The following is a 23,045-nucleotide window of genomic DNA, read 5'->3' on the forward strand; positions in this document are numbered from 1 at the left end:
AACACTTTTGCTGTATGTTGGACAATGACTGGGTTAATGCCTATCAGTCTTTGTTGTGACACCTTGTTGAAAAGTAACCGGTAATACAGTGACTGAATTTTTTTGACTATGCTGTTCTGGGTGGGGGAGTTGCAACAATAGTCTAGTCACTGCCTCTGATGCAATTTTTTCAATTGGTTGGCGAATAGCGGAGAGGAAGGTAGGTTGCCTTTGATAGGTACGGGCAGCATCAAAGCCAATAATTTGAACATCAGCAGGTACATTAATATCATACTGAAGTAAAATATGCCAGAAAGCGTTCGCATATTCATCGGAATCTGAAAAAACACCGTCGTATTTAAACGCATGATCGCTTTTATTTTCTAAAATGAAATCTCTAAAGTCATCAATGAAATTGGGGATGTCTCGTGATAAAAATGTGTCATAAGTTAGATTATTCTCTGTGCAATAATCTACAAATCCTTGTTGTCTCACACTTGAAATGTCTTTGATGGGTGATTTGGATGCAAAAAGAAGGTGTTTAGCACCGCTGTCATGTAATTTTTGAGCAGCTAATTTTCCGCCTTGATAGTTGTCTGAGATAACCATAGGAAAATTATCAGATACTTTTTTCTCGATAGAAACAAGGGCAATATTAGGCGATACTAGGTCAGCAACGTCAGCATACGACATTGTAATGATACCAGCCACCTTTTGTGTATTTGCCATTTGAATATATTCCAGTTCTTCTGTCGGTTCACTGTTGGAATTACACAAAATCATTTTATAACCAAATTTTTTGAGCTCTAGCTGAACATGATAACTCAGTTCGGAAAAAAAGGGGGTGTTAACTGTCGGTATGATAAATATTACATAATTTGAGCGACTTGTTTTTAAAGCGCGAGCGGTAGCATTTGGAACATAATTGAGTGCTTTAATTGCTTTTTCAATTTTGATTTGTGTATCAGGTCGCGTTTTTTGACCATTAATATAGTTAGAAACAGAACCGCGTGAAACACCCGCTATGCGAGCGACATCATTCATATTAGACAACATAGCACCTGCTTTATCTTATAAAAAGAACGCCCTTGGTTAGGACGTTCTTTTTTGTTTTGTTAAACAGAAAATCTTCCTGATAACATTTTATCAAATAATTCTGATATTTGTTGCTGTTTCATTTGTTCAAGTTGTGAAACTTCTAGCTGATTGAAATCATTGATCAGATAATAGGCTTCTAAATATAATGTGAGCTGACTTTTAATAAATTGTTGATTAGTCTGTTTATTGTCTTTTGGTGTTTGACCAATGATTTTCATAGCGAAGTCATTAGGATTAATATGAAGTTGTTCTTCAGACATATCGATTACCTCTTTATGATTTTTTTTATTGTGCTGCATTAAGATCTTCTTGATCCTCACGACTATGCTTTAAGGCGAGGTCACGACGCATAACCTTTTCCCGTTCCGGTGTTAAGCGGTAAAGAAGAATTAAAATAAATGAAATGACTAAGGCAATCATAGGCACCCAAACATAGTTAGCTTCAATACTGAAAAGGGCAGAAGCGCTTTGTACTTTGTTTGGCACATAGTGACCAGCTGACAAAAGCATACCTGTAATAGCGCCACCCAAGCCCATGCCAAACTTAGCAGTAAAACTAGATGCTGAAGTGACGATACCTTCGGCTCGAACATTGTTTTTCCATTCACCATAATCAACGGCATCTGCTAATAGGACAGCAATCAAAGCACCGACAAAGCCATTACCAAAATTTCCTACGATTGTACCGATAATAACTATTGGAATATTCAGAAGTTGAGCACCTAAACCAAGTATTAATTGACCACCGATACTAATGCCTAGTCCCGTTAACAGGGTTCGCTTCTTTCCGAGTTTAGTGACAACATAGGGTGTGATAAAGACAGAGATTAATCCAACAGCATTAAAGAACAGTGCTAGTGAAACAAGTCCAGGTCTTTCTAAATTGTATTTAAAGAAATAGATGGTAACTTGTCCTTTAGTTTGCATACCTAGCCAATAAATAAAATTTAATCCGACAACAATCACCCAAGGCCAATTATTCTTTAGTGCCTTTAGTGATGTTTTAATTGGTAAGGCTTTTTCTGAACTACGTGTCTTGACGTGTTCACGAATATTTGCAAAAACAATTAAATAAATAACAAAGAATACTAATGCTGCCATGACGGCTAGCCAGAAAAATCCCTTTCTAGAATTATCGCTGCCACCAAATAAGGTGACCAATGGTAGGGCAATAACGGATATTAAGGTGCCACCAAAATTTGAAAATAAAGAACGAATTGTTGATAGCAATACACGTTCATCTGGATTGGACGTCATACTTGGTAAAATAGATGTCAGTGGGATATTGACGGCAGAATAAAATACATTGATGCCAATATAAGTGACATACGCCCAAACAATTTTCCAGTTCATGGGTAAGTCAGGTGTTGTAAAGCACAGGATTGTAAAAATTGTAAATGGTGCGTTGAACCACAACAAGTAGGGCCGGCTACGACCCCATTTCGTATGGGTATGATCGATCATAATACCCCAAAATGGGCCGTCTAACGCATCAATTACACGTGCAACTAACATTAATGTACCTACAGCTGCGGCTGTTATACCAAAAATGTCGGTATAAAAATACATTAAATAAGTGCCGATTAAACTAAATGTAAAGCTGCAGGCAAAATCGCTAAGACCGTAACTAAAGCGTTCATTCCATGGTAGTTTGCCTGTAACTTGCTGATTTTGAACTACATTATGATTACTTGTCATCATATTAACCTTCTTTTTTAATATCAATGTGTAATTTTAGTGTTGTAGCGATAGGCTTTGACTTCATATGGGCGTAAGGTATCGCCTTGATCATCTTGGTAGTTTTGAATGAGTAATTCGTGTTCATTTGGAAAATCGTAATGTCGATTAAGTGTTGTATCAGTGAAATTAGCAATGATTAATACTGTTTGTGATTCATTGTATCGCTGATAAGCAAACACATCAGCGTCATCTTCATTACCTATCACGAGATCAAATTGACCATCCGTGATGACGGGTAGCGTATGTCGTAAATCAATTAAATGTTTGTAAAAATTTAAAACTGAATTCTTGTCAGATATTTCTTCCTTGACGTTAATGGTTGTATAGTTTTGATTAACAGACAACCAAGGATCATGTTCACTGAAACCTGCGTTATGGCTATTATCCCATTGCATCGGGGTTCGAGAATTGTCTCTCGAACGCGCTCTGAGGTAATTTAACATGGTTTCTGGTTCAACAAGGTGTGTCTTATTGACGGCATCTTCATAAATATTTAGTGTTTCCAAATCACGATATTGTGACAATGTTTGATAGTTCGCATTTGTCATGCCTAGTTCTTCACCTTGAAAAATGTAAGGGGTGCCTTGCATGAAATGTAGAACAGCCGCTAGCATTTTGGCAGACAATACTCTGAATTCTGGCGAATCATTGCCAAATCGAGACACGGCACGAGGTTGATCGTGATTATTCCAGTACAGACTGTTCCATGCTTTACCTGCAAGACTCTTCTGCCATTTGACTAAATTCGCACGTAATTCAGGTAAGGTGACACGGCGATCAGACCACTTACCAAGTGCTGGATTTGTATTACCATCTAAACTGACATGTTCAAATTGAAAAACCATATTTAATTCACTATCGTCAACGTTAGCATATTTTTGTGCCTCTTCAGTAGTGACGCCAGCTGTCTCACCCACAGTAATCCAGTCATGCTTGGATAACACTTTGTGATTCATTTCTTGGAGATACTCATGAACATGAGGACCATTGGCGACCATTGAACCCGAGTCACCGTATACTTGATCGTCAACTAATGGTGCGTCAGGTAAACCTTTTGGTTTGGAAATTAAGGAAATCACATCCATTCGAAAACCATCAATACCCTTGGTAGCCCACCAATTCATCATATCGAAAATATTGTTTCTGACATCAGGATTTTCCCAGTTTAAGTCTGGTTGTTCTTTTGCGAATAAATGTAAATAGTATTGACCAGATTGTTCATCATAAGTCCATGCTGGTCCTGAAAAAAATGATCCCCAATTATTTGGTTCATGTCCGTCAACAGGATCACGCCAAATGTAATAATCACGATACTGGTTATCTGGCTCGGAGCTGGCTAAACTTTTTTTAAACCACTCGTGTTCAAATGAACTATGGTTGACGACAAGATCCATCATGACTTTTAAATGACGTGCATGTGCCTTGGCAAGCAGTTCTTCAAAGTCTGACATGTTACCAAAGGTTGGATTAATATCTTGATAATCCGAAATATCATAGCCACCATCAATGTCTGGCGTTTTGTAAATTGGGTTAAGCCAAATGACATCAACCCCAAGTTGCGCAATGTAATCTAGTCGATTGATAATACCGCGTATATCACCAATACCATCGTTGTCGCTATCTTGAAAGCTTTTTGGATAAACTTGATAGACAACAGCGTTTTGCCACCATTTTTGTTTAGACATATTAGACCTCTTTTCCTTTACTTGGAACGTTCCATTTATCTGTTCAGCTATAGTATAAACCCAAAGAATAATTTATGCAAGCGCTTACAATTAAAAATATTAAGTCATTGGTTCACTGTCATCATGCGAGATAATAAAAATAATTTTATTGACTAGAGCGTACATTGCTGTTAATATTTAAACTGTTAAACAATAATCTTCGGGGCAGGGTGTAATTCCCGACCGACGGTGATGGTATGTGTATCACGTACCTCAGTCCGTGAACGAGGCAGGTTGACTGTCTTGTTGACACAGTGAAATTCTGTGACCGACAGTTAAAGTCTGGATGGGAGAAGATTTAGAATCGTTTTGGTGCTTTTTATGTATCAAACTTTTTTGAATTGACCTAAACTATCATAACCCGATGTGTATTCATAACACATCGGGTTTTTTGTTCTAACAATTCAGGAGGTGAAAGATGAATGATTTAACATGTATGGCTTTAGCTGCTCAAGAAGCAGCCAAAGCAACTACTTACAAAACGTTTGATAATCCGCGTGTTGGTGCGATTATCGTTCAAAATAATCAAATTATCGCGACGGGTCACCATGAAGCATTTGGTCAAGCACATGCTGAAATTAATGCGTTTAATCATTTGAAAGATAAAAAATCAAATTATTGGCGCAACGGTGTATGTTACTTTAGAGCCTTGTTCATCAGCTGGTAAAGTTGGTTCATGTGCCAAGGAAATGTCGACATGGGGACTCAGACGTGTCGTTGTTGGTAGTATCGATCCAAATCCGACAACGAATGGTCAGGGAATTGCTTTGTTAAAAGCGGCAGGTGTTGAGGTGGACGTTTTAAATACAAATCACAGTGCATGTCTTAATCCAGAATTTTACTATTATTTTCAATCAAAAAAACCTTATGTCCAATTGAAATTAGTTGTATCAAAAGATGGTTTTGTGTCAGCGGGTCATCACAAACGTACAAAATTAACTGATGCTCGCGCTGATATTGATGTTCATCAAGAACGCGCGGCAAAAAGTGCCATTATGATTGGCAGTCAAACGCTTCTCGTTGATCAACCGCAGCTGACGGTTAGATTAGTTGCTATTGATCATCAGCAGCCCATGCGTGTTGTTATTGATCGACGTGGTCGGTTACAAAACAGTCATTTTGATTTTTCTAATCGTTGGATTATTTATACCGAGAATGTGGCATTTGCTAATCAAAACCACAACGTTTATCTGATGACTCATGGTTTGGCGGGTGTGTTGCGCCATTTGGCCCAACAAAATATTCAATCTGTCATGATTGAAGGCGGTCCGAAACTCATGAATGCATTCATAGCAGAAAATCTGTGGCAAGAAATGTTGATCTATGAAACAAATGCGACATTAGGTAGCGGTGTACCAGGCGTGATATGCAAGCAAATGCCTGAATCAGAAACACGCGTTGGTAATGCATTGAAAAGACGTTATATCAATAATTAAGGAGGTGTAAGCATGTTTACTGGCATAACACAAAACATTGGTCAATTAGAAAATATGATGTTAATCAATGACAAAAACATGCGGTTGCGAATTTCAACCGAAACAAATTATTTTAGTGATAGCGCATTGGGCGCTAGCATCATGGTAGACGGCGTTTGTCTGACGATGATTGCATCTGAACAAAATTATGCCGATTTTGATATTATGATGCCAACATTTGAAACAACGATTGTTCAAGATTATCGTGTCGGACAACGTGTTAATCTTGAGAAGGCAATTTTGGCATCAGAACGTTTTGATGGCCATTTTGTTTTAGGACACGTTGACACTACTGCACAAGTGATTCACAGACAACAGGTAGACGAAACAGTTATGCTTACTTTTCAAGTAGGACATAATCAAGTCATGCGGCAAATTGTAGCCAAAGGATCCATCACCATATCTGGTGTTAGTTTAACTGTCGTGAAAACGGTAAATGATACTTTTCAAATTGGTTTAATTCCCTATACATTAACACATACAAACTTAGACTCACTTGAAGTAACTGATCGCGTGAATATTGAAACGGATATTTTAGCAAAATACTTAAATCAGGAGGATTAGTATGTTAACGAGTTTTGAAAAAGTAAACTTAGCAGTCGAATCGCTCAAAAAAGGGCAATTAATCATCTTAACGGATGATCAAAATCGTGAACATGAAGGGGATCTCGTTGGCTTGGCTTCATTTGCAAGTGGTGAAACAATTAATCGCGCGCTGTCAATAGGACGTGGCGTTCTGGCCGTTCCGATGACCAAAGATCGGGCACAACAACTTAATTTGGCACAAATGACAACAGACAATTCTGAAAAATTTCAAACAAAGTTTACTGTCAGTGTCGATCATGTCGATAGCACAACAGGTGTGTCGGCCTATGAACGTGCGTATACGATTAAACAGCTCGCTAACTTAAGTAGTCGGGCAAGTGATTTTGAAACGCCGGGGCATGTTTTTCCTTTAGTTGCTGAAGATCATGGTGTTTTGTCAAGGCAAGGCCATACGGAAGGCGCGGTCGATTTGGCTAAGATTGCCGGTGTACCACCAGTGGCTTATATTATTGAAATTTTGGCAGCAGACGGTACCATGGCTCGCGAAGATGCTTTGAATCAGTTAGCTGATACCTATCATTTAGTCCAATTATCAATACAAGATTTGATTGCCTATCGAGAAGCGCATCAAGCGTTTTCCATTCAGAAACAAGCAACTGTTCATTTGCCGACAGCGCATGGTGATTTTAATTTAACAGCTTATGACACCAAGAATGGTCAGCCTGATTTATTGATTAGTAGTCAAACAGTTGCTAAAGACGTTCCGTTGGTACGTTTGCAATCAGAATGTTTGACCGGAGAAGTTTTTGGATCGTTACGTTGTGAATGTGGCCCACAATTAGATGCAGCTCTGGATATGATTAATCATGAAGGTGGTGCAGTGGTCTATCTTCGCCAAGAAGGTCGTGGCATTGGTATCAATGAAAAACTTAAGAGTTATATTCTACAAGAAAATAATTATGATACCTTTGATGCTAATGTCGCTCTAGGACATCAGCCAGATGAACGTGACTACAAGCAAGCAGCTGAGATTTTAAAATTAGCGGGTTTAACTCGAATCAAACTACTGACCAATAACCCCAATAAAATGCAATCGTTGATTGATTACGGTATTGAAGTTGTTGCACACGTCCCTTTAATTACAGGTATTAATACCATCAATAAAGATTATATGACCACTAAAAAAGAAAAATTCAATCACATGTTGTGATGTTTAGGAGAAAAAATTAATGATATATAAAGGTAAGTTGGTACATCACGAAACGCGTCGTATCGCCATTGTGGCTAGTCGTTTCAATACATTGATCGTTGAGCAATTGATCAAAGGCGCAGAGGAAGCGTTAGAAATGCATGGTGTTGCATCAGAATCGATTGACATTATCTGGGTGCCAGGCGCACTGGAGATACCCTTAGCAGCAAATAAATTGGTTCAAACAAATCAGTATGATGGCATTGTGACGTTAGGTGCAGTAATTAAAGGGGATACGGATCACTATGACCTTGTTATCAACGGTGCTTCAAATGGTATTGCCCAAGTTGGCTTAAATTCAAATGTCCCAATTGTTTTTGGTGTACTAACAACTGATACTTTGGAACAGGCACAACATCGATCAGGCGCTAAAGCTGGTAACAAAGGATCAGAAGTAGCGATTAGTTTGTTGGAATTGTTGTCAGTATATGACCAAATCGATTCTGAAGAATAAATTAGATAGTAAAACAAACGGCAAATGGTAGATTGATCTATCATTTGTCGTTTGTTTTAGAGGGGATAGTGATTGATTATGATTTTTAAATGATTCAACAAATATTGTTTATCCAGTTAACCATCATTTCATTCTTTGGTACGTGAATATTGAGAGAGAATAGTAATCAACATCTTCTCTTCGGAGGTTAGAATGTGATTTTTTCTAAATGCAATACTACCTATGAATGTAGGCTGATTCTCGTTTGTTAATGGTAAGGTAACGATGTCTGCTGTTGTCGGCTTAACGATGTCAGCCAACAAGGCAATACCTAAATTTTCTGAAACCATATTCATCAAAAAATTGATATCTGAAGTTTTCATAAAAAATTTTGGCCTGATGTTTCCTGCACTGGCAAAATAAGCTATTGCTTGATTATGAATAAAGCTCGAATCTAACGCGACAAAGTGTTCTGATTTTAGATCAGCAAAGGATAGACTTTTCCTTTTTGAAAGGGGATTTTTATTCGAAACGTAAATTTTAAAATTAGCTTGTACAAAGGGTTCCTGCAGTAATTCATCGGTGACGTCACTATTTAGTGACCCTAATAATGCAATGTCAACCTCGCCATCTATCAAAGACTTTTTCAACACATTAGATCCAGCTTCATAAATGTGCATATTTTTAATATTAAAACGTTTGTCAAATTCTTTACTAGCTACTGCAATCTTTGCAAAATATGCACTTTTTAACATTGGTGGTAAACCAATTGTTGTAATATGTGATTTCAAGTGATTCAATTCGTGTAAAGCATTATCTAATTCCGTCGTAATGGAGCTGGTATGCTTATATAATTGTTCACCTGCGGGCGTAAATTTTAGTTCAGTTTGTGAATTTCCCCTGATAACTAGCTTGCTTTTAAAATACGTTTCCAATCGTTTTAATGCTGTACTAATTGATGGTTGGCTAACGCCAAAAGTTTGAGCTACTTTGGTAAAACTTTTTTTCGTATATAATTCATTAAAGTATGTAAAATCTTCTGTCTTCATTAAAAACCCCTTAATATCAATGTTAATCATGATGTATATAAAATAAATTTATAGTAAATGCCTAGTTTGACTATAAAACAAATGACCGCGTATAGTCAAATATGTTGTCAATTAAAATATAAATTTCTTGGAGGAAATAACATGACTACAACAGGATATAACATTTTGCGTAATCCATTTTTAAATAAGGGCACGGCTTTTTCTACAGCCGAACGTGAACAATTTGGTTTAACTGGTACATTGCCAAGTCAAGTGCAAACGATTGAAGAACAAGCGGATCAAGCTTACAAACAATTTCAGGCGAAAAGTCCTTTACTTGAAAAAAGAATATTTCTTATGAACTTATTTAATGAGAATGTTACATTGTTCTATCATTTAATGGATCAGCATGTTTCAGAATTCATGCCAATTGTTTATGATCCTGTTGTTGCAGAGTCTATTGAACAATATAATGAAATTTACACTAATCCGCAAAATGCAGCATTTTTGTCAATCGATCATCCAGAAAATATTGAAAATACTTTGAAAAATACTGCTGATGGTAGAGATATTAAGTTAGTGGTTGTGACCGATGCTGAAGGCATATTAGGCATGGGGGACTGGGGCGTTAATGGTGTTGATATTGCTGTTGGTAAATTGATGGTTTATACAGCTGCCGCTGGAATTGACCCAGCGACAGTATTACCAGTAAGCATTGATGCAGGTACGAACAACAAAACATTGTTGGACAATCCTTTGTATTTAGGAAACAAGCATGAACGTATTGCTGGTCAAGAGTATCTTGAATTTATTGATAAGTTTGTGGCTGCTGAACAAAAATTGTTCCCAGAGTCATTATTGCATTGGGAAGATTTTGGACGTTCAAATGCACAAGTCATTTTAGATAAATATAAAGACAGCATTGCCACATTTAATGATGATATTCAAGGAACCGGAATGATTGTTTTGGCAGGCATATTCGGTGCTCTAAATATATCGAAGGAAAAACTAGTTGATCAAAGATTCCTAACGTTTGGTGCTGGTACAGCTGGTATGGGTATTGTTAATCAGATTTTTTCAGAATTAAAACAAGCTGGGCTATCTGATGAAGAGGCTCGCAGTCATTTTTATCTTGTTGATAAGCAAGGCTTGCTATTTGATGACACTGAAGATTTAACTGAAGCGCAAAAGTCGTTCACGCGTTCTCGGGAAGAATTTGTTAATTCAGAACAATTAGATAATTTGCAGGCGGTGGTAGATGAAATACATCCAACTGTTTTAATTGGTACGTCAACACAGCCAGGAACATTCACAGAAAACATTGTAAAATCGATGGCACAAAATACAGAACGTCCAATTATTTTTCCTTTGTCAAATCCGACAAAGTTAGCTGAAGCAACTGCAGAAAACTTAATCAAATGGACTGATGGCAAGGCTTTGATAGCAACTGGCATTCCTGCAGATAATGTTACCTACAAAGGCGTGACATATAAAATTGGACAAGGAAATAATGCGTTAATTTATCCTGGATTAGGTTTTGGTCTTGTTGCCTCAACGGCCAAGTTGTTGACACAAGAAACCATATCTGCAGCAATCCATGCACTAGGTGGGCTAGTTGACGTTAATGAACCAGGTGCAGCTGTATTACCACCCGTTTCAAATCTAACTGAATTCTCACAAAAAATAGCTGAAATTACAGCGCAAAGTGTTGTAAAACAAGGGCTTAATCGCGAAAAAATTGATGATCCAAAGCAGGCTGTGCAAGATGCTAAATGGTCTGCGGAATACTAATTAGGACATAGATGAAATGACAAAAATAAAAATTAGTGGTGTTAGTTTGCCATTGTATATCCTGATGGTGATCATATTAGCCATTACGATTGCACTCAATAAATTGCCACTTAATATGCTTGGTTTGACATTGTTGTTAGTTTTGCTTGGTCATCTTTTTTACTACATTGGCAATATCTTACCTGTGTTTAAATCCTATCTTGGCGGTGGATCTGTTTTTACCATTTTCGCTTCGGCTGCATTGGCAACAAGTGGCATTATACCTGCGAATGTCGTAAATGCTACTAAAACATTTTTAAATGACCAAGGGTTATTAGACTTTTATATTGCTGCATTAATCGTTGGGGCCATTCTGGGAATGAATCGTAATTTATTGCTTAAAGCGGCTGTCAGATTTATCCCAGTATCTTTAGCAGCCATGATTATAGGATTTTTTGCTGTTGGTTTGGTTGGCATGTTATTGGGAATTGGTTTTGGACATTCAGTGATGTTTGTTTCTATGCCAATGATGGCAGGTGGTATAGGTGCTGGAGCTGTGCCACTGTCGCACATTTACGCTCAAGGTTTGGGTGTGAGTTCCGGATCAATGTTTTCTCAATTAATACCTGCCGTTACCTTGGGGAATGTTCTAGCTGTTATAGGTGCAGCATTAATCGCAAAAGTTGGCGCAAATACGAAGTATGATGGTCATGGTGTCTTATTACCAATCAATGAAGATGAAAAAAGCAAACCAATAAAGAATCTGGATGTTACGCGTATTGGGGTTGGCATGATGTTAGCCTTTTCATTCTTCTTGGTTGGCACTATTTTAAATAGCTTTATTCCTAAAATTCATGCATATGCTTTCATTATTATTTTGGTTATTATTGTTAAGGCATTTAACTTGATTCCGAATCAGCTTGAGGAGTCAGTAGTCATGTTCAACAAAATTATCATGGGCAACTTGACACATGCAGTATTAGCCGGCATAGGGTTGGCATTGATTGATTTGCATGTATTAAAACAATCATTGACCTGGGAATTTGTTCTTTTAACGTTAACCAGTGTTGTTGTAATGGGTATTGCAAGCGCCCTGATTGGAAAACTGTTTGGCCTATATCCTGTCGAATCTGCGATTGCTGCAGGAATGGCGGACAATAGTATGGGTGGCACAGGTAATGTGGCGGTACTATCCGCTTCAAACCGAATGGATATGATTGCTTTCGCTCAAATGGGGAATCGAATGGGCGGTGCAATCGTTCTGATTTTGGGAGGCGTGCTCATTCATTTCTTGCATTGAAAGAAATAAGAGATCATCATTTAAGTCGTAATGAAAATTACGATTTTTTTGTATTCATTTAATGTTATGCTTGCTTAAATGAAAACTTGTTCGTTTAATTGGATTATACATAATCGCTTTTGGAAATTGCTGATGTCAAATGGCATAAAATCCTAGCGAGTGTTTGGCATCATGATTATGAAAGCTACGTCCCATTTTACCAAACGAGATGGTATCTGGTATATTAGATTTTGCACAGCACACAAAATTGAATTGATGACGGTGTCTGAGGTGAATATTCTCAAAGGCGAAGCATACAGTGATTTTCAAATATTATCATGTGGTCATTATTGTGGGAACAGGTACAAATAGAAGGAGAAAAAATGAAACAAGTAGTTTTTGTCATGTTAGATGAATATGCAGATTGGGAAGGTGCGTACTTATCAAGTATGCTTAACCAAAGTGATGGATGGGAGGTTAAAACGGCCTCAGTAAGAAAGAAGGTAGTTCCGATCGGTGGTTTTCATACTGTAACAGACTTAACTTTGGATCAAATATCATCAGACATTGATCTTTTAATTCTGATTGGTGGTAACTCGTGGAATATTGAAAACACAGAATTAAAGCAGTTGATTGGTCAACGATTGGATAATAATCAATCTGTAGGAGCAATATGTGGTGCAGATAGATTATCTAGCAAAGAATGGGCTATTAAACAATCATAAACATACTGGAAATACGATTTATCTTTGGAATGATTTTACTAGCTATACAAATAGTCAAAAATTTATTAAAAAACAAGTTGTCTGTGATTGGAATTTGGTAACCGCTAATGGGACTGCTGCATTGGCATTCACGGCCGAAGTATTGAAAATGATTGATTTTAATGATATTTATTCTATTGAGAAGCAGGTGGCTTTGCAAACGTTAGGCTTTTATAAATATTCTGATAAATATGGAAATCCTTTTTTATAAAAAGAGTTTGAGCAAGCCAAAATTATGACTAATGATCTAGTAAGATGATTAGTACCCTCTTTCAAAATGACTATTCGTTTATTTTGTGGTGTACCAGACTTCACCATTTAAACGTGATGGATAAAATTTAAATATTGTATTGTACGATGGGTAGAGAGAACATATTTCTGAGATAGTGGTGAGAATTCGAAAAAAATAAGATTAAAGGTTAACGCTAGCATTTAGAACAGGAGACTTACAATGATAATTGATGAAAATAGGCAATGGCTAATCGACTTTTATAAAGAACGTGAATGGTATCAATAACATCTAATGCATTCTGAATGATTCGGTTGCTATGGTTTAAAAAGTATATGTGTGTTATCTAGAGTTAAAATATTTTCGGCATAAACTAGTTAACATAATATCGATAGAAAAAATTTGAAATGTTGATGTAACAGTGTTTTAGCAGACACTTCAGCACTTGACAAACTAACAAATGAGACGTATAATTTGGTATAGTTCAATTCAAATGTCGCAGACTGTGGTTTGCGACATTTATTGTTGAAAGGTGGTTTATGGCAAGTAGAATTCCAGAAGCATTTATTGCTGAAGTGCGACAAAAAGTAAATATTGTTGACGTGATTGGTCAGTATACTGATCTTGTCAAGCGTGGTCGCCAATGGACTGGTTCTTGCCCGTTTCATGACGATCGACACCCGTCGTTATTTGTTGAAGAAAATAAGCAAGTATTTAACTGCTTTTCATGTGGTCGATCAGGATCTGTGTTCTCTTTTGTAATGGAGAAAGAAGGACTTAGTTATCCAGAAGCTATTTTGGCGTTAGCTGAGCAGGCTGATATGACAGTCGATAGTGGTATTTCTGCTGGCGTAAACCATCAGGTGGACGGCACAACACAGAGTATTTATCAATTACATACAGCAGCACAGCGTCTTTATCAGCATATACTACTTAACACAACGTCTGGGGAACAGGCATTAGCGTACCTTCATGATAAACGCCAACTAACTGATGACATCATTAAGCAGTTTGGCATTGGTTTTGTACCGGAAGATAATGCGTTGTTGAGTTATGCTAAAGATCAAAATATTTCTCCTGAAATTATGACGGCATCTGAGTTGTTTATAACCAATGCTCAGGGGGATTTGAGAGATCGCTTTTCTGGACGCATTGTTTGGCCAATTAAAACGGAACGTGGGCAAGTTGTTGGTTTTTCTGGGCGTGCCTTAAATCAGGATAATAAAATTAAATACATGAATAGTCCTGAAAGTCCATTTTTTACGAAGGGCAAAATTTTATATAATTTTGACTTAGCTAAAAACCACATTCGCCAGACAAATACAGTGATGATTTTTGAAGGGTTTATGGATGTTATCTCTGCTGACATGGCTGGTAAATCAGTTGGTGTTGCAACAATGGGAACTGCGTTGACACGTGAACATGTTCAGCAGTTGGCACGCGTTGCTCAGCGTATTTTGTTAGTATATGATGGTGATGAGGCAGGTCAAAACGCAGCACGCCGTTCCATCAATCTTATTCGCGAGCACGCTAAAAATATGGATATTGGTGTGGTCCATTTACCAGATAATCTCGACCCTGATGAAGTGCGTATTCAGCGTGGATTGAAAGTGTTACAACAGGTGCTAGAGCAAAACATTCAAACACCTGTTGAATTTTTAGTTAATGCAGCGCGTTCTGGTAAAAACCTCAGTAATCAAGTACAGTATCTATCTTTTTTACAAGAAGTGATGGACACATTAAAATTAGCGACACCAGTTGAGCAAGATATCCAATTAACACGTATCGCTAATGAATTTGGTACTGAAAAGCAGGCATTACAAGCACAGCTAAAGCAAAGTATTAAGCAAAAGCCACATCAAAATCGTGATCGTAATACACAAGACGAATATGTAATGGAACCGCCTGTCTATCATGATAATTTTGAAGCTGAAGCGCCCATAAATGTTACGATTAATCAAACCATCACGCAAGTCGAGCAAGCAGAACGGGCACTTTTGATGGCGATGATTAAGTCACCCCAGGTCATGTTGCGGGTGAAAGAAACGACAGGGTTTGCTTTTCTACATTCTGACTATCAACTGCTGATGATGTTAACAAATATTTATCAGGCACAAAATCCTGGCCCGTTTAACCTTGCACAATATATGGACTTTGTTCAAAAGCCAGAGTTAAATCAAAAAATCATGGCAATGGAGCGTACATATGGCGATCTAGCTATTGAGAAAGAAGCTATTAACGATTATTTACGTATTATTATGCAAGATGCGCCTATTGAGACACAAATCCATAAACTACAGCAACTCATTACTATCGCTAAGCAGCAACACGATGATACAAAGCTGTTACAGTTAATGACAGAATTGATTAATATCAAGAAAAAACAATCACAATGATACTGTATTCAGGAGTCCATGTGCATCGCACACTTCTGACAAGCCCCTATCCTAGGAGGGAACAACTAATGACAACAATCTTATCTTCAAGTAAAATTTCAGATATTAAAGATTATCTAGATGAGCAAAACATTTCATATAATAGTCGTGCAAAAAAGGCTGAGTTGTTGGCTTTAGCACAAGGTAAGACACCTGAAGAAGCTGCAGCAGCAGGAAAAGCTTCGAAACCTAAAGTAGCCAAAAAATCAGGAATTATTAAGAATCCTGAATATGATAAAGCCGTAAAAGCGTTAATTGCTGAGTATAAAGCAGCCAAAGCGATTACATATGTTGCCTTATCACAGCGTTTGGCTGAACCATTTAATTTAGATGGTGAAAATATTGAACGTTTGATGGAAAAAATTGAAGACGCTGGTGTAGCAATTGTTGATGAAAAGGGTGAACCGGCGCCAGAAGTATTAAAAGCAAAGCAGAACAAGCCTTCAAAGGAAGAGCTGGAACAAGCGCAAGAAACACCAGCTGGTATTAAAATTAATGATCCCGTACGTATGTACTTAAAGGAAATTGGCCGTGTTAACCTCTTGAAAGGTGATGAAGAAATTAACATTGCCAAACGTATCGAAGATGGCGATGTTGAAGCCAAACAAGAATTAGCTGAGGCTAACTTGCGTTTAGTTGTTTCTATTGCGAAGCGCTATGTTGGCCGTGGTATGCAATTCTTGGATTTGATTCAAGAAGGTAACATGGGCTTGATGAAGGCTGTTGATAAATTTGACTATACCAAGGGATTCAAATTTTCTACCTATGCCACGTGGTGGATTCGTCAAGCGATTACACGTGCGATAGCTGACCAAGCGCGTACGATTCGTATTCCAGTGCACATGGTTGAAACAATTAATAAGTTGATTCGTATTCAACGTCAGTTATTGCAAGATTTAGGTCGTGAACCATTGCCCGAAGAAATTGGTGCAGAAATGGACTTAACACCTGATAAGGTACGTGAAATTCTCAAAATTGCGCAAGAACCTGTTTCGCTTGAGACACCTATTGGTGAAGAGGATGACTCCCATTTAGGAGATTTTATCGAGGATAATGAAGCAATTTCACCAGCTGATTCAGCGGCTTATGAAATGTTACGTGAACAGCTTGAGTCTGTTCTAGAGACACTAACTGACCGTGAAGAAAATGTCTTGCGTCTACGTTTTGGTCTAGAAGATGGACGAACACGAACATTAGAGGAAGTTGGTCGTGTCTTTGGCGTAACTCGAGAACGTATACGTCAAATAGAAGCAAAAGCATTACGTAAATTACGTCATCCTAGTCGCTCAAAGCAATTAAAAGACTTTATGGATGATGGCAATAACTAAAGCTAGTCATTTATAGTTCAAAACCACGATTTCGTGGTTTTTTTTATTATCCTATGGTATGCTTTTAGATAGCGGTTCATCAACCTTCCCGCTTATAAAAAAACTAGGAGATTTTTATGTTACAAAATACGTTAGAACATGGCACAGACAGTCGAGCACGGCATATCACACTAGTTGCAATTGTTGCTGCTATTTATGCTGCCATTACGTTTGTTATCCAACCAATCGCATTTGGCCCCGTTCAGCTGCGGGCATCAGAAGGTCTGAATCATTTGGCAGCTTGGAACAAACGCTATATCATTTCACTAGGATTAGGTGTCTTTATCGCTAACTTAGTGTCCCCGTTGGGGTGGATAGATTGGGTATTTGGTACGCTGGGGACAGTTATTATGACCAGTATCACGTACTTATTAACGCGTCAGGTTAAGCAAGCAGGACTTAAGATTTTAATCAGTTCTGTTGTCGTTGCAACAATTGGTATGGCAATACTAGCCGCAGAATTCACTTTGGCGTTCAACATTGGCGCAAAAAGGTGCCTTTCCGTCCGGATCAACTGGTGGTATCATGTCACAATGGTTAGCGTACTATATTAGTGTCGTGCCAGGTGAAATTGTGTCATTAATTGTTGGTGGTATCGTGATCTACGCCCTAAGTAAGGTTATTAATTTAAATAAATAATGATTGAACAAGACTATACAAATAAAATTATATTGTTAACCGGTGCCGCATCAGGCATCGGTTTTTCGCAGTTGGAAACGTACCTTGATGCAGGGGCAACTGTTTACGCGCTAGATTCACATAAAATACCTATTCATCATATGCGTTTGCACGCTTTTCAAATTGATTTAAGTCAGCATGAACAGTTAACTGTGTTGCTCGAAGAGTTAACCAATACGGTTAACTTTGACATATTGCTCAATACTGCAGGCGTTTTAGATGACTATAAGAATTCATTAAGCACTTCCTTAACACAATGGCAATCAATATTAGATACGAACTTAACATCAATGTTTATTGCAAGTAATGCGGTTTTACCTGCAATGTTAGCACGTGGACGAGGACATATTATTAATATGGCGTCAATTGCTGGTTTCTCAGCTGGTGGTGGCGGTGCGGCATACACGACAAGTAAGCATGCAATTATTGGCTATACCAAGCAACTAGCTTTTGATTATGCCTCAAAAGGCATACATGCTAATGCTATTGCGCCAGGTGCAATTAAAACACCAATGAATCACGCGGATTTTGCCGGTGATGCTAAAATGGCAAAACAAGTGGCGGATCAAACGCCTGCAAAGCGATGGGCGACAGCACAAGAAGTAGCTGACCTGACGTTATATTTGACTAGTCCACAAGCTGATTATATTAATGGCATTGTTTTGCCAATTGATGGCGGATGGACACTGGGTCATTAATTCAGTAAGGTGTCATTCAGTTAGGAGATATCATATGTCGTTATTTGATGACATTGTTCATGACAAACAAAATATTGATTATACCAAGGCTGGTTTATTACCTATTTTTGTGACACCCCCAACTGCGGAAATATTAATCATTGGTCAAGCACCTAGTTTACAAGTTCAAAATAGTGGCATTATGTGGCATGATGCTTCTGGCGAACGTTTAAGGAAGTGGCTGGGAATTGATGATGATACTTTTTATCGTTCTGGTAAAATTGGTGTTTTACCAATGGATTTTTACTATCCTGGTAAAGCAAAATCGGGCGATAAACCACCACGAAAAGGTGTTGCAGAAACTTGGCATAAGCAATTAATTGCTGAGATGCCCAATATTAAACTAACTATTTTGATTGGTGCTTATGCGCAAAGATACTATTTACCTATTGATAAAAAGGATACAATAACACACGTCATTTCGGAATACCGTATTTTTTTGCCGAAATATTTTCCGATTGTGCATCCGTCCCCGCGTAATAATATTTGGCTAAAAAAGAACCCTTGGTTTGAAGCTGATGTTGTACCAGCATTGCAACAACAGGTAGACCAGATATTGAATCGATGATTACTATCCAGAAATGTGGCATTGATGATGCCACATTTTTTTAAATTGGTGCTATAATAGTCTCAAACAATTTTGTTTGATAAAACGTAATATATTTTGGTAAAGGAGCAGCAATATAATGAAGGCAGCAGTATGGCATGATGTTAAGGATGTTCGCGTGGAAGATGTTGAGCTGAAACCAGCTAAGGATAATGAAGTAGTTGTCCGCGTTTCTTATGCAGGTATTTGTGGTAGTGATTTGCATGAATACCTTGAGGGACCAGTATTTATTCCTGTTGATAAACCGGATGAATTGACTGGTGGTCAGGCACCTCTGACAATGGGTCATGAATTCTCAGGCGTGATTGAAAAGATTGGTACTGACGTGACACACTTTAAAGTGGGAGATCATGTGTCAATTAACCCAACTGTAACCAAGGGTGTATCATCAGATGATTTAGATGTTTATGATGGTTATAGCTTTATCGGGTTGAGCACAGATGGTGGATTTACATCGTTTGTCAATGTGCCAGAAGAAAATTTGTATCATTTGCCAGAAGATTTTTCATTGAAATTGGCTGCTACAATTGAGCCAACAGCGGTTGCAGTGCAAGCTATTAAAGAAGGCGGCCTCAAATTTGGTGAAAAGGTTGTTATATTTGGTGCTGGCCCTATAGGTGTTTTAGTAGCAGCCGCCGCAAAAGCAGCTGGTGCGACTAAAATTATTGCGGTTGATTTGTCAGAAGTGCGTCTTAATAAAGCCCTTGAGATGGGTGCTACTGATGTGATAAATCCTAGCCAAGTTAGTGATACGATTGCTGCCATTAAAGAAATTATTCCAAATGGTGCTGATGTTTCTTTCGAAGTTGCAGGCGTACAACCAACTTTCGAACAAGCTATCGATGCAACACGCGCACGTGGTACAGTAGTTATTGTATCAATATTTGCTAAGCCAATTGCCTTTGACCCAATGCAGTTAACAAATGCTGGTGTTAAATTAACATCAACAATTGCTTATTCAAAAGAGACATTCGAACAAACTGTCGAACTTGTCAGCAGTGGGCAGATTGATGTCAAACCTGTCATTACTGATGTTATTGAGTTAGATAATATTTTGTCAGATGGTTTTGAATCACTGACGCATGACAAATCACAAGCTAAAATTTTAGTTGATTTAACAAAAGAATAATCAAAAAGTAGTTAGTTCCTTTTGAAACTGACTACTTTTTAATCATTTTGAAAAATGTTAAAATTAAATCAACAATAGCTATTTTATTTGATTTAGAAGGGAGAATACCATGTCTGATGATGTATACCAATTTACTGTTACGACAGAGGACGGCAAAACTTATTCTTTGGATAAATTTCGTGGCCGTCCAATGATTATTGTAAATACTGCGACAAAATGTGGTTTTGCACCACAATTTTCAGATCTTGAAAAGATCTATCAAACCTATCAAGAACAGGGATTAGTTATCTTAGGATTTCCTTCTAATCAGTTCAAGCAGGAGTTAGATTCTAGTCATGAAGCTGCCCAAGCTTGCCAATTAACTTACGGTGTGACATTTCCAATGCACCAGTTGATTGCGGTTAATGGTAAAAATACCGATCCACTATTTAAATACCTCAAAAAAAATGCAGATAGTCCATTAGGAACCACGATTAAGTGGAATTTTACGAAATTTTTAGTTAATCGTGAAGGGCAAGTTATCAAACGTTTTGCTCCTAAAACGAATCCAGCTGATATGATACCAGATATTAAACGTGTTGTAGATCAAACAGTTTAAGGTGTTTGATGTCATATTATATTAATTTGAAAAACAGAGAATCTGTTAAAAACATTAACAGGTTTTCTGTTTTTTTATATTTGGTTACCTCATAGAGATATTTCGTATATAATAAATGATGTAGAAGGAGATATATATGAACATCTTGTCGTCTTGGCAGAAACGCCAATTGTATCGTTACTTTGTCTTACTGGTTATTATCTTACTCATTTTCTTTTTAAGACAGTTTATGTCTTTGTTGTTACTAACGATTATATTTTCTTATTTAGCTATCAATGCAGCTAAACGTCTATCCCGGTTTTTGAAGTTGTCGCGATCCTTTGCGATTGTGGCAGTTTATGCCATATTTATTGCAATTATTGCCTTATCAATCAATCACGGTGCGTCGACAGTTGTACATCAAGTGAAAAGTATGATCACATTGACAATGGATTCCAGTTGGCATGCGAATGGCTTTTTGAAAGACATTTATAAAAATATCCACCAGTACATTAATTCACTTAACACCGATCAATTGATTTCCAAAGGCTTCTCACAATTAAATCAAGTAGGACATGTGCTTTACGAATTAGTCCTGGCGCTCTTGTTTAGCTTTATATTTAGTATGACCTATCCACAGCTAAAATCATGGTCTCTAAATTTTTTACACAGCCCCTATAAAAAATTTTTTGGTGAGTTTTACATCATTGTCCATCGCTTTATTATTATTTTAGGACGTTTGTTTGAAGTGCAATTGCTGATTGGTGTAATTAACACGATAGCCATGGTTATTGTCCTTTACTTTTTACATTTTCCTTATCTGATCGGTTTTACAATTTTGATTTTTATCTTAGGATTAATTCCTGTCTTTGGTGTGGTTATTTCCTTAGTACCATTAGCAATTACAGCGTTTATCATCGGTAATTGGCATACAGTTTTGATTATTTTAATCGCAGTAGCATGTATTCACTTTCTTGAATCTTATTTTTTACATCCACATTTTATGTCACAACGAACACATATGCCAATACTGGTTATTTTGCTGAACTTGATTATTATGGAAAAAATATTTGGTGTGTGGGGGTTGGTTATTGGATTACCTATTTTAACTTTTTTGTTAGATTTTTTCCGCATTCAAAAATTTCACAGTCAATAACAGTATGAATTGGATTGGTAAGGCATATGAATTATTTTACAAGCGAATTAACTGCATGATGAAAAAAATTATTATATAATGGCTCCTATAAGCAGTGAAGGAGATAAATTTTATGCTAATGGATCCAGAACAGGTAACAAAAGTAAATTTTCAGGCAAGCAAATTAGGTATTGGTACCAATAAAGTAGGCGGGCACAATTTATTTGACGGTTTGGATGATCATAACGGTTATGAGGTTATTAAAGAAGCCTTAGATTCTGGGATCCAGATGATTGATACTGCTTATATGTATGGCCTAGGTCGCTCTGAACAAATCATTGGTGAAGCCATTAAAGGCTATCCAAGAGAAAATTTTAAAATTGCAACAAAAGCGGCTCAAGATCCAGATAATCATTTATCATTGAATAACGATCCCGCTTTTTTGAAAAAGGCTGTTGACGATGCATTACGTCGACTCCAAACAGATTACATTGACATTTTCTATATTCACTTCCCAGATGAAAGAACGCCTAAAGATGAGGCAGTGGCAGCATTAAATGAGTTGAAAAACACAGGTAAGATCCGAGCAATTGGCGTGTCTAATTTCAATTTATTGCAAATTAAAGAAGCCAATAAAAATGGCCAAGTAGATTATGTTGAGGATCATTATAATCTTGTGCATCGTGACGTTGAAAAGACAATCTGGCCATATCTAAAAGAGAATCATATTCAATTTGTGCCTTATTTTCCGTTAGCGTCAGGGCTATTGACTGGAAAATATACAGCGCAGGATACGACCCAGTTCAGTGAATGGTCAACTGAGTCTTTTGAGGTCATCATTAATAATCTAAAGAAAATCAAACCAATCTCGGAAAAACACCAGGCAACAATCGCACAAACTGTTGTAGCTTGGTATATTGCTAATCCAGAAATTAGTGCTGTTATACCTGGCGCTCGTTTGCCTGAACAAGTAGCTAATAACGTGGCTGCTTTAAAAGTAACCTTGTCACCACAAGAATATCAAACAATTGATCAATTATTTGGTCAATTCTAACATAGCAAACAA

Annotated in this window: 20 protein-coding genes, 2 pseudogenes and 1 riboswitch; of the genes and pseudogenes, 17 read left to right on the top strand and 5 right to left on the bottom strand. The window is 37.4% G+C overall.

Features of this window, described 5'->3' with window-relative positions; translation table 11 throughout:
* Window positions 1-33: 33 nt before the first annotated feature.
* The 4 genes from LKI_RS10430 to LKI_RS10445 all read right to left on the bottom strand — a co-directional run bounded on the left by LKI_RS10430 (window position 34) and on the right by LKI_RS10445 (window position 4,502).
* Complete coding sequence (locus LKI_RS10430) at window positions 34-1,023, bottom strand: LacI family DNA-binding transcriptional regulator (RefSeq protein ID WP_013104122.1); 990 nt, start codon at window positions 1,021-1,023, stop codon at window positions 34-36.
* Window positions 1,024-1,094: 71 nt separating this feature from the next.
* Window positions 1,095-1,337 carry a hypothetical protein gene (locus tag LKI_RS10435; protein ID WP_242651972.1) on the bottom strand — a complete coding sequence of 81 codons (243 nt, stop codon included), beginning with the start codon at window positions 1,335-1,337 and terminating at the stop codon, window positions 1,095-1,097.
* 25 nt (window positions 1,338-1,362) lie between these two features.
* The gene (locus LKI_RS10440) at window positions 1,363-2,778 is read right to left on the bottom strand and encodes a glycoside-pentoside-hexuronide (GPH):cation symporter (RefSeq protein WP_013104124.1); all 1,416 of its coding nucleotides are present in this window, start codon (window positions 2,776-2,778) and stop codon (window positions 1,363-1,365) included.
* A 20-nt stretch (window positions 2,779-2,798) separates the two neighbouring features.
* Entirely contained in the window at window positions 2,799-4,502 is a 1,704-nt protein-coding gene (locus LKI_RS10445; protein WP_013104125.1) for an alpha-glucosidase, read from the bottom strand.
* Window positions 4,503-4,693: 191 nt separating this feature from the next.
* Window positions 4,694-4,843: riboswitch (FMN riboswitch) on the top strand.
* 116 nt (window positions 4,844-4,959) lie between these two features.
* On the opposite strand from LKI_RS10445, the gene LKI_RS11145 reads away from it, so the two are divergent.
* Genes LKI_RS11145 through ribH form a run of 5 tightly spaced genes read left to right on the top strand, consistent with a single transcriptional unit; the run spans window position 4,960 to window position 8,265 of the window.
* Complete coding sequence (locus tag LKI_RS11145; protein ID WP_013104126.1) at window positions 4,960-5,208, top strand: deaminase; 249 nt, start codon at window positions 4,960-4,962, stop codon at window positions 5,206-5,208.
* Window positions 5,171-5,977, top strand: a complete 807-nt coding sequence (ribD, locus tag LKI_RS10450) for a bifunctional diaminohydroxyphosphoribosylaminopyrimidine deaminase/5-amino-6-(5-phosphoribosylamino)uracil reductase RibD (RefSeq protein WP_242651973.1) — start codon at window positions 5,171-5,173, stop codon at window positions 5,975-5,977. The genes LKI_RS11145 and ribD overlap by 38 nt, the downstream gene beginning before the upstream one ends.
* A gap of 12 nt (window positions 5,978-5,989) precedes the next feature.
* Window positions 5,990-6,580: a riboflavin synthase gene (locus tag LKI_RS10455; protein ID WP_013104128.1), complete on the top strand. Its 591-nt coding sequence runs from the start codon at window positions 5,990-5,992 to the stop codon at window positions 6,578-6,580.
* Between the two features lies 1 nt (window position 6,581).
* Window positions 6,582-7,772 (top strand): 3,4-dihydroxy-2-butanone-4-phosphate synthase, encoded by a 1,191-nt coding sequence (gene ribB, locus LKI_RS10460; protein ID WP_013104129.1) that lies wholly within the window; start codon window positions 6,582-6,584, stop codon window positions 7,770-7,772.
* A gap of 19 nt (window positions 7,773-7,791) precedes the next feature.
* Window positions 7,792-8,265, top strand: a complete 474-nt coding sequence (ribH, locus tag LKI_RS10465; protein ID WP_013104130.1) for a 6,7-dimethyl-8-ribityllumazine synthase — start codon at window positions 7,792-7,794, stop codon at window positions 8,263-8,265.
* 128 nt (window positions 8,266-8,393) lie between these two features.
* On the opposite strand, the gene LKI_RS10470 is transcribed toward ribH, so the two are convergent.
* Window positions 8,394-9,293, bottom strand: a complete 900-nt coding sequence (locus tag LKI_RS10470) for a LysR family transcriptional regulator (RefSeq protein ID WP_013104131.1) — start codon at window positions 9,291-9,293, stop codon at window positions 8,394-8,396.
* 141 nt (window positions 9,294-9,434) lie between these two features.
* On the opposite strand from LKI_RS10470, the gene LKI_RS10475 reads away from it, so the two are divergent.
* From LKI_RS10475 to LKI_RS10535, 12 genes and pseudogenes are all read left to right on the top strand, one after another.
* Window positions 9,435-11,063: a malolactic enzyme gene (locus tag LKI_RS10475; protein WP_013104132.1), complete on the top strand. Its 1,629-nt coding sequence runs from the start codon at window positions 9,435-9,437 to the stop codon at window positions 11,061-11,063.
* Window positions 11,064-11,079: 16 nt separating this feature from the next.
* Entirely contained in the window at window positions 11,080-12,342 is a 1,263-nt protein-coding gene (locus tag LKI_RS10480) for a 2-hydroxycarboxylate transporter family protein (RefSeq protein WP_013104133.1), read from the top strand.
* 362 nt (window positions 12,343-12,704) lie between these two features.
* A pseudogene (locus LKI_RS11070) lies at window positions 12,705-13,296 on the top strand (DJ-1/PfpI family protein).
* A gap of 557 nt (window positions 13,297-13,853) precedes the next feature.
* The gene (dnaG, locus tag LKI_RS10495; RefSeq protein ID WP_013104137.1) at window positions 13,854-15,710 is read left to right on the top strand and encodes a DNA primase; all 1,857 of its coding nucleotides are present in this window, start codon (window positions 13,854-13,856) and stop codon (window positions 15,708-15,710) included.
* A gap of 68 nt (window positions 15,711-15,778) precedes the next feature.
* On the top strand, window positions 15,779-17,077 hold the full coding sequence (rpoD, locus tag LKI_RS10500) for an RNA polymerase sigma factor RpoD (protein WP_013104138.1): 1,299 nt from the start codon (window positions 15,779-15,781) through the stop codon (window positions 17,075-17,077).
* 116 nt (window positions 17,078-17,193) lie between these two features.
* Window positions 17,194-17,755 (top strand): annotated as a pseudogene (locus LKI_RS10505) (QueT transporter family protein).
* Window positions 17,755-18,492 carry a 3-oxoacyl-ACP reductase gene (locus tag LKI_RS10510; RefSeq protein ID WP_013104141.1) on the top strand — a complete coding sequence of 246 codons (738 nt, stop codon included), beginning with the start codon at window positions 17,755-17,757 and terminating at the stop codon, window positions 18,490-18,492. The pseudogene LKI_RS10505 and the gene LKI_RS10510 overlap by 1 nt, the downstream one beginning before the upstream one ends.
* A 34-nt stretch (window positions 18,493-18,526) precedes the next feature.
* Entirely contained in the window at window positions 18,527-19,099 is a 573-nt protein-coding gene (locus tag LKI_RS10515; RefSeq protein ID WP_013104142.1) for a uracil-DNA glycosylase family protein, read from the top strand.
* Window positions 19,100-19,217: 118 nt separating this feature from the next.
* Window positions 19,218-20,267, top strand: coding sequence for a 2,3-butanediol dehydrogenase (locus LKI_RS10520; protein ID WP_013104143.1), 1,050 nt, complete (start codon window positions 19,218-19,220; stop codon window positions 20,265-20,267).
* A 109-nt stretch (window positions 20,268-20,376) separates the two neighbouring features.
* On the top strand, window positions 20,377-20,865 hold the full coding sequence (locus tag LKI_RS10525) for a glutathione peroxidase (protein WP_013104144.1): 489 nt from the start codon (window positions 20,377-20,379) through the stop codon (window positions 20,863-20,865).
* Window positions 20,866-21,001: 136 nt separating this feature from the next.
* A complete protein-coding gene (locus LKI_RS10530) occupies window positions 21,002-22,000 on the top strand; it encodes an AI-2E family transporter (protein WP_013104145.1) in 999 nt (332 codons plus the stop codon).
* A 112-nt stretch (window positions 22,001-22,112) separates the two neighbouring features.
* Window positions 22,113-23,033: an aldo/keto reductase gene (locus LKI_RS10535; RefSeq protein ID WP_013104146.1), complete on the top strand. Its 921-nt coding sequence runs from the start codon at window positions 22,113-22,115 to the stop codon at window positions 23,031-23,033.
* Window positions 23,034-23,045 lie beyond the last annotated feature (12 nt).

It is taken from the genome of Leuconostoc kimchii IMSNU 11154 (assembly GCF_000092505.1).
Classification (GTDB): Bacteria; Bacillota; Bacilli; order Lactobacillales; family Lactobacillaceae; genus Leuconostoc; species Leuconostoc kimchii.